Origin of the sequence: Flavobacterium sp., from assembly GCF_027490375.1 — a bacterium.
In the GTDB taxonomy this organism is placed as follows: Bacteria; Bacteroidota; Bacteroidia; order Flavobacteriales; family Flavobacteriaceae; genus Flavobacterium.
In genome coordinates, this window is record NZ_JAIXYH010000087.1 from 1 (window position 1) to 15,197 (window position 15,197).

Consider the following 15,197-nt stretch of genomic DNA (forward strand, 5'->3'; position numbering starts at 1 on the left):
ACCGTACAATACGTCATCTCTAAAGGAATTGCCAGCAACCGAATCGCCGGAAAAGGATTCGGAGAAAGCGAACCCAAAATCGATTGCAAAGAAAACTGCACCGAAGAACAATACGCCATCAACAGACGTAGCGAATTCCTGATCGTGAAGAAGTAAGGGGAAGCTGTGGTAGCGAAAAAAACAATCAAAGATTAAATCAACTCTGATTCTATTTTTTTGCGCACGATTTTCCCGCGTGAAGGACTGTAGCGGAAAGCGTTTGCAGTGAATTTGGACAAGCGGCACGGTTGCGCGGGCGACCAGCGGAAGCCCGAACCGCCGTAGCCGCTTGCCCAATGCACAAAAACCATGAAACCTGAACTCGATTAAAAATCTTTATCAGATCGCTGTTAAACAAAACCTTAAGATTAAGACAGAACAAGAACTGTTTAAATCGGATTCGCTAAACATTTAAACGGTCGCTTACTTTGTTGCATTAATTTGCGATACTAGAGTATCCCAAATGAATGCGCCTTGTAATCAACCATTTAAATATTTTCTGATTTCAATTTTTATATCGCGTTCAGGTTTGCAGCGAAAGGCCTGACCGGCGGCTTTTTGCAGCAGTGCCATCGGCCGAACGGAAAAAGCTGCGGGGCACGCCCAAAAAAATAAAACAGCTGCTAAAACAGGCTGATTTTTACTTACTTTTGCACTCCAATTTTTAATAGCAAATTTACTCAGTATGGAGATTACACGCATACCGCAAGAAGCTTTAACGGAAACGATAAAAATTGATGTGCAAGCATCTGAATACAACGGGCAGGTGAAGAAGCGCCTCAACGAAACTGCAGCAGTTGCCGCTATTAAAGGTTTTAGAAAAGGAAAAGTGCCGCGCGCCATTATTGATAAGATGTACGGCAAGTCGATAAAAGTAGAAGAAGTGGTGAAATTGGTTGACCAAGAATTGAACCGCTTTTTGCAAAAAGAACAAATTAATATGTTGGGTAACCCGATTATGCGTAACCCAAGCAGCATTAACTGGGATAGCGAAGATCTTACGTTTGAATACGAAATTGGTTTAGCTCCTGAATTTACGGTAGATTTCTCAGGAACATCGAACCTTACGAAATACACCATTAAACTAGACGATGCCTTTTTAAACGAGCAAGTAGCCCGCATTCGCAAGCAGTTTGGCGAGCGTACTCCAGCAGAAACTGTAGCCAACGACAGCGAATTGCGCGTGACGTTTAGCAATGAAGAGGCCGGAATTTCGAACCAAACGAATATTAGCTTAGATGCTTTTGCAAATGCCGAAGTTGTTTCTTCTTTTATAGGTAAGAAAGTAGGCGATGTTGTTGCAGTTCCGACAAAAGGTTTGTTTGACGACGACCACAAATTGATGGATTTCTTGAAAGTGAGCCACGATCAGGTACACGGATTAGATGTAGTGGTAGACGCGACTATTGAGTCGATTAGTGCTATTACTGATGCAACATTGGATCAAGAATTTTTTGATCGTTTGTTTGGTGCGGATCAGGTGCACGATGTCGAGGAAATGAAAGTGAAGATTAAAGAAGATGCTGCGCAACAGTATGCACGTCAGACGGAATCACAATACGTAAACGACGTAACCAAATTTTTGATTGAGAACACGAAATTTGATTTACCGGAAGCGTTTTTAATTAAGTGGTTGGCGCAATCGAACGATCGCAATTTGTCGTTAGAAGAAGCTGCCGAAGAATACAAGCGCAGTGAAAATGGATTGCGTTACCAATTGATTGAAGGAAAAATGCTTTCGCAGAATAACATACAGGTAACGTTTGACGATGTAAAAGATTTTGCGTCGGCGATTATCCGTCAACAAATGGCACAATTTGGCAATGCAAACCCAACAGATGAAGAGGTTAACGGTATTGTGATGCGTATTTTAAGCAACCAAGACGAAGTGCGTCGCGTTTCGGAACAAGTTGTAGCGCAGAAGATTAGTGCTTTGTTTGCTGAAAAAACTACGCCAAAGCAACAGGAGATTTCGTACGAAGACTTCATTAAAGTGATGTACGGCGAAAACTAATTTTGAAGCAGTAAAACAATAAAGATAAAGTCCCGGTTTGCAGAAATCGGGATTTTTTGTTGGGTAAGTACAGTAAATAATTACTAAACTTTTGCCAAATCTGCGACCATTTGTCAGTTTCTGCATCTATGTACTGACATTATCTTAAATTTGGGTGCCATTATAGTTTAGGTATAATATTGGCTATCATCAAAAATCAAAGATTACTTATTATGAATTACGGAAAAGACCCAAAAGCAATGCTTGAACAAGCGAAGCATTTTAGAAAATATGCCACAAAGCACCACGGTGTAAATGCCTTGTACTTTGATAAGATAACGGCAGCAATGACGCCAACCAACATGACGCCATATATTATTGAAGAGCGACAGTTAAACGTGTCGCAACTCGATGTGTTTTCGCGTTTAATGATGGACCGCATCATCTTTTTAGGAACGGGCATCGACGATCAAATTGCGAATATTGTGCAAGCGCAATTGTTGTTTTTAGAAAGTGCTGATGCTTCGAAAGACATTCAGATTTACATTAACTCGCCGGGCGGAAGCGTGTATGCTGGTTTGGGAATTTACGATACCATGCAATACATTAAGCCAGATGTAGCTACAATTTGTACGGGTATGGCGGCATCGATGGGTGCGGTTTTGCTTTGTGCTGGTGCCGATGGAAAACGTTCGGCTTTACCGCATTCGCGCGTGATGATTCACCAACCTTCGGGAGGCGCACAAGGTGTGGCAACAGATATGGAAATTAACTTGCGAGAAATGCTCAAGTTGAAAGAAGAGTTGTACAATATTATTGCACATCACTCGAAGCAACCGTACGAGCGTGTTTACAAAGACAGCGAGCGCGATTACTGGATGAAAGCCGATGAAGCCAAAGAATACGGCATGATCGACGAGGTGTTGCGCCGCAATTAATAATTATCGGAGCCACGGCTCCCAAAAAGAAATTTATGCCAAAAGAAGTATTAGAATGTTCGTTTTGTGGAAGGAAAAAGCCTGAAACCAATTTATTGATTGCAGGAATCTCCGGGCATATTTGCGATCGATGTATAGAGCAGGCACATGGCATTGTTGTGGAAGAACTGCGCATGAACAATGGCTTACAGTCGTTGCAAGGTTTGCAGTTGCGAAAACCAAAGGAAATAAGAGCCTATTTAGACGAGTACGTTATTGGGCAAGAACAAACCAAGAAAGTACTTTCGGTAGCGGTGTATAATCACTACAAACGTTTGATGCAAGGAAAAGACGACGATGATATTGAGATTGAAAAATCGAATATTATCATGGTTGGGCAAACCGGTACCGGTAAAACTTTGGTTGCAAAAACCATTGCAAAATTGTTAGATGTGCCTTTGGCTATTGTTGACGCTACTGTTTTAACGGAAGCAGGCTACGTGGGCGAAGACGTGGAGAGTATCTTAACTCGATTGTTGCAGGCAGCCGATTACGACGTGGCTAAAGCCGAACGCGGAATTGTTTTTATAGATGAAATCGATAAGATTGCACGCAAGAGCGATAACCCGTCGATTACCCGCGATGTGTCTGGCGAAGGCGTGCAGCAAGCTTTGTTGAAGTTGTTGGAAGGAACCGTAGTGAACGTGCCGCCTAAAGGAGGACGTAAGCATCCGGACCAAAAATTTGTGGAAGTAAACACACAGAATATCTTGTTTATAGCTGGTGGTGCATTCGACGGTATTGAACGCATAATTAGCAAACGTTTGAACCGCCAAGCGATTGGTTACAGCAATACTGCCGACAAATCGACGATTGATAAAGAGAACTTGTTACAATACGTTATTCCGAAAGACGTAAAAGATTTTGGTTTGATTCCGGAAATTATTGGTCGTTTACCTGTGTTAACGCACATGGATCCGTTAGATCGAGCCACGTTGCGAGCTATTTTAACGCAACCTAAAAATGCCCTGATCAAGCAATATACCAAGCTTTTTGCGATGGATGAGGTAAGTTTTAGCATCAGCGACGACGCCTTAGATTTTATTGTTGATAAGGCATTGGATTACAAATTGGGTGCCCGTGGATTGCGTAGTTTGTGTGAAGCGATTCTTACAGATGCGATGTACGATTTACCGTCGTCGTCGGAGAATGTGTTGGAGGTCGATTTAGACTACGCGCGCGAGTCGCTGAGCAAGAATTTGCTGAAACGTTTAGAAATTGCTTCGTAGCGAATACTGTAGGTATGAAATAGAAAAAAGCCGACTTACGTCGGCTTTCCCAATCAACCACGACCCCAAAAAAGGAGTTGTTTTATGAAACGCTTTTCAAGATTGAGGAGCGTTTTTTCTTTTTTTAATGAATTCGGCGATCATTTTTTTACGTGTAACGACTATGAGTTCCATGGCGCGTTTTGCTTCTTTATCGCCACGTAGAAAGCGCATTTTAGCCGCTTCGGTATTAATCCGAAGCATTTCCCCGAGGATCGCATAGTCTCCATAGCGCATCAACTTTTTAATTTGTTCGAATGTCATAACATCGGAAAAATCTACTAACTTTATATGTCGCGTTTACAAATGTAAACAAAAATCTAAAAAAACAAACAACGTTCTAAAAAATTTAATTTTTAGATGAAAGAAAAGCCTATACAGCGTATAAAGAAAATAATTGAAGCCTATCGTTTATCGGTTAGTGCGTTTGAAAAGCGTTGTAAGATGAGCAACAACTCGATTCAGGTTGCTATTAAACGCAATGCGAATGTAAAAGACGAGACGTTGTTGAATATTTTAGAGGCATTTCCGGATATTTCGCCAACGTGGTTGTTAACGGGTACGGGTACTATGTACAAAGCAGAGGCGTCGGTTGTGGCGGAAGATCCCATTACTTTTCACGGTGTAGACCCGCAATACGTGATTCAAATTCAAAAAGATTATATCGATAAGTTGAAAGAGGAAATTCGCGAGTTGAAGAAGTGAGATGTAGTGTTAATGTCAAAAAACACACTGTTTTTCAATAGGGAATAGGTCGACCTTGTTTGTTAAAAATATTATGGTAAGCCTTTAAGCGGAATATAAAAATGCCAGCCGATAATTTTCGGCTGGCAACTAATTCAAATTGATATGTGAAACTAACTATTCGTTATCTCGAACACAACGAACGGAAAAACCGAAACGAAGAGAATTTGCAGCCGACGTGGTTGTAGATTGTATAGAGTTTATAGTTGCTGAGGATGAATTTCTATTAAGTTCTACAAAAGTTGCTACCGTAGGATTGTTCACCCAAAAAGCAGTAAACTCGCCAACTGATAATGTATTATTAGAAAGGTTATAAGAGCCTGAATTATTTCTATATCCCGCCGATATTGCAGAAAATCCACTGGAATTGTTTGAATTTGTACCGTCATTCCAATTTGATGATAATTTCATTGCCTTTCCAGCAATGCTGGTTCCACCAAGGTAGTAAATTAATTCCTCCCAATCAGAACGATTGGGAATGCGCCATTGAGATACATTTAGAGCGTCCTGTTGAGGCAATAATTTGAGAGGACTAAAAGCTGCATAGGCATTATATAGATTTCCATACTCAAGTTGCGTGAAAGTACTTCCAGGTGTGCACCTTCTAGGTTGAGCAGTATTCCAAGATATATTTGTTTCGCCAGCTGTTACTGCTTGGGAATTTTCTATAAAAACATTAGTTTTCAAATTTCTAGCCATCCAGACTTTATCAGCTAAAATTACTGTAGGGTATGTGTTGCCGCTACCATCCGTACAATTTGGCCCCGCCATAGTAAAAGCAGTATTGTTCGTAAATTCCAGCGTTTCTCCGTAACCCACGTTTCCTTCCTGATTTATAGCGTACGCTCTGTATCGATACACTTTGCCTGGCATAATCCAGTGCGCGTTATTAGTTAGTCCTTTTAAGGTTACTATGAAAGTTCCAGCTGTTTCTGCAGCGGTAACTTTCCAATTGTTAATAGTTGGAGTAGGGTTGCTTCCTGTGTCTTCAACAAAACAAATTCCGAGTTCATTAATTGAAGAACCTCCAGCGTTTACGAGTTGCCCCGAAGCTTTTGCTGAGATTTGTTTAATGTCGGTAACCTGTAGCGTATTAACTGTGGGGAGTGCAGGGGCAGCAGTTGTTTGAAATTGCCTGTCTCCACTGTAGCTAATTCGTTCGTTGCCTGTTGCGGCGTCTATGTTTATAGCATAAGCTCTAACGTAGTACGTTGTGTTTGGCTGCAAACCGTCGAGCGTTGCGCTAAAAGTACCTGTGCCCGCGCCGTTTTCGGTTGCAAAATCATTGAGATTGGGTAGCGGTGACGTTCCGTACACAAAACCGCGAACTGTTACGGGTGTATCGCCCGCATCGGTAACTTGCGCTTGTACATCGGCGCTTGTGGCACGTGTTTCAACAACGGTAACGGCGGTTACGCTTGGACCACCCGCAGGTTGTTGGCCGCCGTTATTGTCTTCACTACTACTGCAACCTACCGCAGTGCTAAGAAAAATTGCGAATAAAATTTTTGAAATTTGCTTCATAGTAATAAATATTTAGAATGAAAAAATAGAGGAAACTGTTTGATTGTTTGTGTTATGATGTTGTAACAATATGTAAATCAATACTTTTTAGCTTATGCGACAAAACAAACATAAACAATATTCTACTTTAATTAGAATTTATTCTAACACAAAATAAAGGACAACGCGGCTTAAAATTGTAGTTTTTTTACTACGTAACAACAGTGCTATTATCCGTGATTTTTTGGCTGGTAATTGATATTGCTATCGGTACCTAAAACAAATGCTCGTACTCGGATTTGTTTGCCGACTTTAACTAGATTTCTCCTGTCGATGGAATACTTGCAATTAGGTATGGAAGCCTCTGATGTAACCCATACGCCGTAGCGCATTCAACATAGAAACCTCTGTTCGATTGCTTGCAGGGAATATTTTAGCTTAGACGTTGATGATTTTTGTACGCTATTCTATGGCGAATTATTTAAAGACTAATACCTAAACTAAAATCTAAATTCTTTTTGATCGAGATTATGTAATTTCTTAGCGTTGCATTTTCTCACGAAATCCTCAGAACCAACAAAATTTCGCCCTGAAAAAGACGAATTGGCTTTGCGAAAATTTAAACGTAATATTGCAATATTACCTCAAACAAAAAACTGTTAATCAGATTTTTGCTTAATTTGATCAGTAGTTAATTTAGTGGTTTTTACAAATCTAATTCTATAACGTTTCGGCACGATTTTGCGTTAGGGATGGCAGTGGAAATCCTGTTTTGCGCTTCCATTTATGGCGCAAAACAGATTGAAACGTACAGCCCGACGGCGGCTAAGAATTTCCACGAAACGTGCACCGCCGGAACGCCCAAAAAATAAAAAAGCCGCTCTGTGAAAAGCGGCTTAGTGGTGTCGACTAAACGTCGTCGTAATCGATTTTTAGGACTGCCGAGGTTGGGTGTGCCTGGCAGGTGAGGATGAGGCCATCGGCTATTTCGCCGTCGGTTAAAATGGTATTTTTTTTCATTTCGGCGGTTCCTTCGGTAATTCGGGCTAAACAGCTGCTGCAAATTCCGCCTTGGCAGGAATAGGGCGCGTCGAGTCCGTGTTTCAAAGCGGCATCGAGTACCGATTGCTTGCGCGACATTTCGAAGGTGCTCGTCTCGTCGTCTACGGTAACGGTAATTGTGGTGTGACCGTCGGCTATTTTAAGGTCGGTTTCCGAGCTCGAAGTGGAGAACAACTCAAACTTTATTTTGCTTTCGGGCACGTTGGCTTCTTTTAGTGCGCCGGAAACGGTGTTGATCATGCCTTCGGGACCGCATAGAAAGAACGAATCGAATGCAATGTCTTTGTATTTGTTTTTGAGGGTGTAGTTAACGATCGATCGATCGATACGTCCGAAAAGCGCACCGTCTTGTTTGGCTTCGCTAAAAACAAACAGTACGAGTAATCGGCCTACATACTGTTGCTGCAAATCGTGCAACTGCTGGTAAAAAATGGTTTGTTGCGGGCTTTTATTTCCGTACACCAATAAAAACGTGCTGTTTGGATCGGATGCTAAGACCGATTTTAGGATCGACATTACCGGCGTAATTCCGCTTCCCGCAGCAAAAGCCGCGATGTTGTGTGGAGGTTTTTCGGCGTCGACTATAAAACGGCCTTCGGGTGCACTTACCTCGATAACGCTACCCGCTTTGAGTTGTTGGTTGGCGAAATTCGAAAAAGCTCCGTGTTTAACGGCTTTTACGGCGATACGTAATTCGTTTTCGTTTGGTGACGAGCAAATGGAGTACGCGCGGCGAATTTCCTGACCGTCGAGTGTGAGTTTTAGATTTACGTATTGGCCAGAAACGTACTGGTAATGTTGTTGCAGCGGTTCTGGAATTGTAAAGACAATAGAAACGCAAGAATCGGTTTCGCGTTTCACTTCTTTTATATGGAGTTTAAAAAAGCTTGACATAAAAAAAATTTGCGCAAAGATAGCGGAACGGAGTATGGATTAAAAAAAATTGTACACTAGGCGGCGGCTTCTTTTTGTGTTAAGCGAAAAAATTCTACTTTTAGAATCGCCTTCTTGTAACAAAGTTTCGAGATTGCCATCTAACAACCAAATCAAGCGGTAAACTATGTATAAAAAGATTTTATGGCTGGAATGGAAAAGCTTTTTTCGTTCGGCAGCATTTACTCAGAAAATAGCAATTAAAATTTTAATTGGCCTTGCAGCCATATATTTTGGTGGTTGTTTCTTGATTTTGGGTATTGGTTCTTTCTTTATCATTAAAGACGTAACCAATCAAGATCCTGTTGTGGTTGTTTCTCAGTTTCTGATTTACTATTTCTTGATGGATTTAGTGTTTAGGCAAATGCTGCAGAAATTACCCGTTATGAACATTCGCCCCATGCTGATATTGCCCGTTACGCGTTCGTATGTGGTGCATTTTTCGCTGGCCAAAACTTCGATTTCGTACTTCAACGTGCTGCATTATTTCTTTTTCTTACCGTTTACCATAGTGTTATATGTGCAAGGATACGATCCGCTATCGGTTACGCTTTGGTTTGTGGCGATGACAGCGTTGATATACTTCAATAACTACCTAAACATTCTCATTGCTAATAAAGACGGATTGTTTTACACCTTTATCACGCTTTTAGGTGCAATTGCCGCTTCGCAGTATTTTGGGTTGTTTGATATTACCATTTACACCAAGCCTATCTTCTATGCTTTGTTCGACCAACCGCTTACGGTATTAGTTACTGTGGCCTTGGTTATTGGAGTGTATTACATGACCTATAAATATTTGCTTGGCCAATTGTATTTGGATGTTGGTTTAAAGAAAGAAATTGCGGTTGCACAAACGGAAAATTACACCTGGTTGAACAAATACGGAACCTTAGGCAGCTTTTTGAAGAACGACATTCGTATGATTCGCAGAAACAAGCGTTCAAAAACTACAGCAACCATGAGTATTTTGTTCTTGTTTTACGGTTTGCTGTTCTTTAATGGAGCGATTGACGCTTACGACAATCCGGCAATGCACATGTTTGCAGGAATATTTGTGAGTGGCGGATTCTTGATTTCGTTCGGACAGTTTGTTCCGAGTTGGGACAGCGCTTACTATCCGTTGATGATGACCCAAAACGTGCCGTATCGCGATTACATTAGCTCAAAATGGTGGCTTATGGTAATTGGTACGCTTGTGGCTACGGTTCTAGGTTCATTTTACTTGTTTTTTGGATTGGAAATTTATCTCATTGTAGTGGCGGCAGCTATTTACAATATTGGAGTAAACTCGTATTTGGTGCTTTGGGGCGGTGCATATACGAAGACACCAATCGACTTGACTTCGGCAAAAGGTGCTTTTGGAGACCGCAAAGCGTTTAATGTTAGAACCTTACTTATTTCGCTACCGCAGCTTTTACTTCCGATGGCTGTTTTCATGGCGGGAAAAGTTTTGCTAGGAACCTATGAAGGAATAGCACTTGTAGCGCTTTTAGGAGTCATTGGATTCCTGTTCCGCGACAAAATGTTCAACTTGATTGTAAAAACTTATAAAACAGAAAAATACGCTACGCTAGCTGCTTATAAAGAAAAAAACTAATACTATGATTTCAGTAAATAATCTTACCAAAAAATACGGAACAACAACGGTTTTAAACATTCCTTCACTTGAAATCCCGAGAGGCGAAAGCTTTGGCTTGGTCGGAAACAACGGTGCTGGAAAAACCACCTTCTTCAGTTTATTGCTCGATTTGATTCAGTCTACAACGGGTAGTGTATCTATAAAAGACATTCAAGTAAATGTTAGCGAGCAATGGAAAACCAAAACCGCTTCATTTCTCGACGAAAGCTTTTTGATTGGCTACTTAACACCCGAGGAATACTTTTACTTTATCGGAGAATTGCGCGGGCAGAATAAATCGGATGTCGACCAAACACTGGCAAAATACAGCGAGTTTTTCAACGACGAAATTTTGAACAGCAAGAAGTACATCCGCGATTTTAGCAAAGGAAATCAGAAAAAAGTCGGGATTATCGGAACCTTGATTGGAAATCCGGAAGTTGTGGTGCTCGACGAGCCGTTTGCAAATTTAGATCCAACAACGCAGTTTCGCTTGAAGAAAATCATTGGCGATTTAGCTGCCGATCCGAACATTACTGTTTTGGTTTCGAGTCACGATTTGAACCATACGGTAGAAGTTTCTAACCGTATTGTAGCTTTAAGCAAAGGAGAAATTGTAAAAGACATTCGCACCAGCGAAGAAACACTAAAAGAGCTTGAGGCATTCTTTGCCGTATAGCTTAAATACTCACGGCTAAGTGGATCTTTGAAAGCGAAAAAGGAATATCTAAAATAGGTTGCTCATCTACGGGCGAGATCTCGAAATATATTCGCCTACAATAAAGCAAGCGTTTTTTCAATTTTTAGAAACTTGCCGTTAAACCCAAATAAAAAGTGCGCCCTTCGCCAGGCAAAATACCCGGTCCTGGATAACCTCCTGCGCGACGGGTAGCATATGTTTCGTCGGTGAAATTCGAGGCACCTGCGGTAACCGTGTACTTCTTCAGGAAATTATACGCCAGAGACACATCGAAAACTTGGTATTTATCGAGTTTACCCACATTGCCATTTGCTGAAGGTGCAACCGTATTTTGTGCATCGGTGTACACTGCAGAGTTGAAACGGCCCGAAGTCGAGAAAGTAAAACCCGATTTGGTGTAAGTTAATCCGATGGTGTGAATGTATCTCGGTGCATTTTCTACGCGATTGCCCGACAAATTGGTTTCGGTAATCGTTACGTTTGGTGCTGTTCCTGTAGTTGAAGTTACTCGGAAATCGTTGTAACGTGCGCTGATCCACGAAAGTGTTCCAAAGATGTTTAGCGTTCCGAAACGTTCGGCAAGTTTGAATGCTTCGGTAACGTTAAGGTCTAAAGACGATTCTACCCCTTTGTGAATGCTCGAACCTAAATTAGTTCTGAACTGAAAGGTGCCGTTTGCTGGATTGTTGTCTACAAATTGTGATACTACACCAATACGATCGTTATAACGCATATAAAAATAGCTCACATCGGCAGTGAAGAACTTAAGGATTTTTCCACGAACACCCAGATCGATGTTGTAGCCCGAAGCATCTTTTAGATTTTCATCGACTACATCGGTTGTTGCCGGTGGGGTTAGATCGCCAAACAAAACCGGACGGTACGATTGCGAAATGTTTCCGTATGCTTGAATGCGCTTGGTAACGTCGTACTCTACTCCTACTCCAGCCAAGAAAAAGTTGCGGTTGTTTCGCTGTTCTGGCAAATAAACGCCATTGCCTTGATTTACGGCAAATAGTCCAACTGCCACGTTTTCCACATACTCCATACGTACGCCAGGCGTTACGCGAAGTTTTTCGGTGAACGAGAATGTGTTTTCGGCAAATAAAGCGATGTTATTGGTTTTAAAATGAAGGCGTCGGGTGTAATTGCCTACCTCGGTTAGATCGAAATCAAAGCCCGTTGTACCGCGTCCGTTTTGCTTGCGAACGGTGTTTGCGTTGTACACACGAGCGCCGAAAGCTAGATTTTGGGTGAGGTTAAAAAGTTGGTATTTGTACAAAGCGCGCGATTCAAGACCGATGTTTGCGTAATAATCGCGATCAAGACGACGATTTTTAAAATCGTTTGTAGCTGGATCGACTACATCAGGATTTGTTATTTGTTCGGTATTTCCTACGCTGTTACGCTCGCCAATCAAACCGAACAAGGTGTTATTAATGGAGAAAGACTCGTTTATAGCTACGTTGTATTTCAGCGCGAAAACATTCCACGGCACATTAAACCAGTTACGCTTGCGGGCACTTTGTTGCGCATCCGTGCGAAACTGCTCATCGGTTAAACCTCCTGGCTGTTGCACCACGTAATTCATGTTGGTATATTCGAAAAGTAGCTTGTGCTTGTCGTTAAACTCGTATCCCAGATTAATATGCGAATTGCGAACATTAAAACGGTTGTTGTCGCGCCAACCGTTCCCACTACGCGATTGGTTGTAGGCGCTGTACGTGAATTTGCCCACTTTTCCGCTGATCATGTTAAACGAACTCAACAAACCATATGAACCAACCGTGTTTGAAGTCGTAAATGAGAAAGGTTTGTCGTGATTCTTCTTCAAGATGTAATTCACAGTTCCTCCAAATTGAGGTCCGAATTGTAGAGAAGCACCACCACGCACGAACTCGATACGTTCAACAGCTTCGAGCGGCGGATTGTAATACGCTTCCGGATAACCGAAAACATCTGATGAAATATCGTAGCCATTCTGACGCACGTTGAATTCCCAACTGCGATTCGGACTCAAACCGCGTGCTCCGATATTTACTTGCACGCCACTGCCGTCGTTTTCCCAAATCTGCAAGCCTGGTGCTTTAATGAGCGATTGTCGAACATTGTTATTAGCCGTATTGGCCGTTAAATTAGAAACAACATATACTTCAGATTTCTTTCCGTTGTAGATGATGTTGTCCTTTGGTCCGATAATACGACCCGTATTTGTTGTGGATTCAATAATTACGTTATCGAGCTGCTTGATGGTATCATTTAAAGCGAGGTCAGCATCTTGACTAAATGCAGCGACAGAGAACAAAAAGGCGGAGAATACAGCGAGTGATTTCAATTTCATAGAATTTGAGTGCAAAAATAGCAGGCTAATTTATTTAGACAAAATAAAAATAAGCTTTTTGGCAAAATTTTTTCCGTTGTTAATCGACGGACGCCTTTACTTTGAGGATTACTTACGAGAAAAGCATGATTGAAGTTTTTGACGACGAACATTTTATGCGTCAGGCCTTATTTGAAGCACAACAAGCCTATGATCGCGACGAGATTCCGGTTGGTGCTGTCATTGTTGCTAAGAACACCATAATTGCCCGCGGACACAATTTAACCGAGCTGCTCCACGATGTTACCGCGCATGCCGAAATGCAGGCAATCACTGCTGCCGCTAATTATTTGGGTGGAAAATACCTGACGGGCTGTACGCTGTACGTAACCTTAGAACCCTGCCAAATGTGTGCAGGAGCGTTGTATTGGAGTCAGATTTCACGGATAGTTTATGCTGCAGAAGACAGCAAGCGGGGCTACCGAGCAATGGGAGCGCAGTTACATCCGAGAACAACAGTTTCGAGCGGACCGCTAGCATTTGAGGCATCGCAATTGCTACTCGATTTTTTTCGAAAAAAAAGAAATTAAATTCAATTCCCTAGAAATATTTTGGCGCGATGTTCGCTATACGTTACTAGAAAAATTAGCGTTATACTAACACCTAACCAAAACTTTATCAAATGGATAAACGAATTTTAAGTACGGCAATCATCGGTGTGGCCATGATTGCCACTGCTGCTATTTTAGGCAGTTCGTTCAGAAATCGAAATGCGAACGAAGACAGTATTTCTGTCATCGGATTGGGAGCAAAAGACTTTGTTTCTGATGAAATTTTGTGGTCGGCAAGTTTTACTACGAACTCGCCAGACATCAAAACAGCTTATAACAAAATTACAAGCGATCAGAAAACGGTTTCTAATTTCTTCATTGGAAAAGGATTCAAGAGTAATGAGTTTTCATTTGGAGCAATAAGCTTCGAAAAGAAATTTCGCGAAGTACGAATTGAAAATCCAAATAACACCTATCAAAATCAATACACTCAAGTTTTCGACGGTTACGAAGCGCGCCAAACAATTGTATTTTCGGCTAAAAACAACCCGGATTTAATGAAACGCATCGAACAGGTTTCCAACAAAACCTCGGAGCTAATTAATAGCGGCGTTGAATTAAGTTCGAACTCAGTTCAATACACCTACTCCAAACTTCCTGGACTAAAACAGAGCCTTATTGAAAGCGCAACGAAGGACGCCCGCGAACGTGCCGAAAAAATAGTTGAAACGGGTAATGGCGATCTTGGTAAAATGAAGCGGGCCACACTCGGCGTATTTCAAATTACGGGCCAAGGGAGCACCGAAGAAGATAGTTACGGTGGAATCAACGATACGTATTCAAAAAACAAAACGGCTCGTATAACCGTGCGTTTAGAATATGAACTCGACTAAATCAAAACAAAGAGATAAAAAATTGTAGATAAAAATCGGCACAAACTTTTTTACGATTTAACATTAGATTCATTATAAATTAATACATTTACCTCGGTTTTATCAGTTCCCAAAATTGATATCGCTACTACTTTTTAGTTTTAAATTTTTTAATAATGAAGACCTCTTTTCCACCGAAAAGGGGTTTTTTATTGTGTTTAAATTACGCTTATACTCCCGATTACCACTTCCGCTAAAAAGCTACTGTTCGAAAGAAAGAAATCAAAGCACATAGAATTACAACTTATTTGGGCGTATCCCCGTTTTTGCATCCTTACGCGTTTATATCACACTGCGGGGTCGCGCCGTTCGCTGCAAGTTGTCCAAAAAGAGCTAAGCGCTTGCAAGCTTAGCTCTTGGCTTCCTCCGGTCGCCAAGTCAAAGCGCAAGCTCTAAAGCTCCATTTGCACAAGCTTTCCGCTGCCGTCCCTTACGCAGAAAATCGTTCCCGCATTTCAACGTCATCTAAAAACTTTTCCAGAAAAACGTGCATAAAAAAAGCGCGGCCTTTCGACCGCGCTTCTTTGCTTTATCAGAACCTTGTCTTAGTAACC

General features: G+C 41.6%; 12 protein-coding genes. 8 read left to right on the forward strand and 4 right to left on the reverse strand.

Annotated features, from left to right (window positions below; genetic code table 11):
• Positions 1–724 precede the first annotated feature (724 nt).
• From tig to clpX, 3 genes are all read left to right on the forward strand, one after another.
• Positions 725–2,053: a trigger factor gene (tig, locus tag Q0064_RS13125; RefSeq protein ID WP_298148670.1), complete on the forward strand. Its 1,329-nt coding sequence runs from the start codon at positions 725–727 to the stop codon at positions 2,051–2,053.
• 212 nt (positions 2,054–2,265) lie between these two features.
• The gene (gene clpP / locus Q0064_RS13130; RefSeq protein WP_094486704.1) at positions 2,266–2,970 is read left to right on the forward strand and encodes an ATP-dependent Clp endopeptidase proteolytic subunit ClpP; all 705 of its coding nucleotides are present in this window, start codon (positions 2,266–2,268) and stop codon (positions 2,968–2,970) included.
• Positions 2,971–3,005: 35 nt separating this feature from the next.
• Entirely contained in the window at positions 3,006–4,238 is a 1,233-nt protein-coding gene (clpX, locus tag Q0064_RS13135; RefSeq protein ID WP_298148671.1) for an ATP-dependent Clp protease ATP-binding subunit ClpX, read from the forward strand.
• A 96-nt stretch (positions 4,239–4,334) separates the two neighbouring features.
• Here clpX and Q0064_RS13140 read toward each other — a convergent pair whose 3' ends face one another.
• The gene (locus Q0064_RS13140) at positions 4,335–4,514 is read right to left on the reverse strand and encodes a hypothetical protein (RefSeq protein WP_298148672.1); all 180 of its coding nucleotides are present in this window, start codon (positions 4,512–4,514) and stop codon (positions 4,335–4,337) included.
• A 123-nt stretch (positions 4,515–4,637) separates the two neighbouring features.
• On the opposite strand from Q0064_RS13140, the gene Q0064_RS13145 reads away from it, so the two are divergent.
• Positions 4,638–4,982: a hypothetical protein gene (locus Q0064_RS13145; protein WP_298148673.1), complete on the forward strand. Its 345-nt coding sequence runs from the start codon at positions 4,638–4,640 to the stop codon at positions 4,980–4,982.
• Positions 4,983–5,138: 156 nt separating this feature from the next.
• Here Q0064_RS13145 and Q0064_RS13150 read toward each other — a convergent pair whose 3' ends face one another.
• Both Q0064_RS13150 and Q0064_RS13155 read right to left on the reverse strand, forming a co-directional pair.
• Positions 5,139–6,545, reverse strand: a complete 1,407-nt coding sequence (locus tag Q0064_RS13150; RefSeq protein ID WP_298148674.1) for an FISUMP domain-containing protein — start codon at positions 6,543–6,545, stop codon at positions 5,139–5,141.
• Between the two features lie 888 nt (positions 6,546–7,433).
• Positions 7,434–8,480, reverse strand: a complete 1,047-nt coding sequence (locus Q0064_RS13155) for a ferredoxin--NADP reductase (RefSeq protein ID WP_298148675.1) — start codon at positions 8,478–8,480, stop codon at positions 7,434–7,436.
• Positions 8,481–8,646: 166 nt separating this feature from the next.
• On the opposite strand from Q0064_RS13155, the gene Q0064_RS13160 reads away from it, so the two are divergent.
• Together Q0064_RS13160 and Q0064_RS13165 are read left to right on the forward strand one after the other, a co-directional pair.
• The gene (locus Q0064_RS13160; protein WP_298148676.1) at positions 8,647–10,119 is read left to right on the forward strand and encodes a DUF5687 family protein; all 1,473 of its coding nucleotides are present in this window, start codon (positions 8,647–8,649) and stop codon (positions 10,117–10,119) included.
• Between the two features lie 4 nt (positions 10,120–10,123).
• Entirely contained in the window at positions 10,124–10,819 is a 696-nt protein-coding gene (locus Q0064_RS13165; protein ID WP_298148677.1) for an ABC transporter ATP-binding protein, read from the forward strand.
• 124 nt (positions 10,820–10,943) lie between these two features.
• Here the strand turns inward: Q0064_RS13165 and Q0064_RS13170 are convergent, their stop codons facing one another.
• A complete protein-coding gene (locus Q0064_RS13170; RefSeq protein WP_298148678.1) occupies positions 10,944–13,175 on the reverse strand; it encodes a TonB-dependent receptor in 2,232 nt (743 codons plus the stop codon).
• Positions 13,176–13,306: 131 nt separating this feature from the next.
• Between Q0064_RS13170 and Q0064_RS13175 the strand changes: the two genes are divergently transcribed.
• Both Q0064_RS13175 and Q0064_RS13180 read left to right on the forward strand, forming a co-directional pair.
• Positions 13,307–13,750, forward strand: coding sequence for a nucleoside deaminase (locus Q0064_RS13175; RefSeq protein ID WP_298148679.1), 444 nt, complete (start codon positions 13,307–13,309; stop codon positions 13,748–13,750).
• 92 nt (positions 13,751–13,842) lie between these two features.
• Complete coding sequence (locus Q0064_RS13180) at positions 13,843–14,604, forward strand: SIMPL domain-containing protein (protein ID WP_094486702.1); 762 nt, start codon at positions 13,843–13,845, stop codon at positions 14,602–14,604.
• Positions 14,605–15,197: the final 593 nt, after the last annotated feature.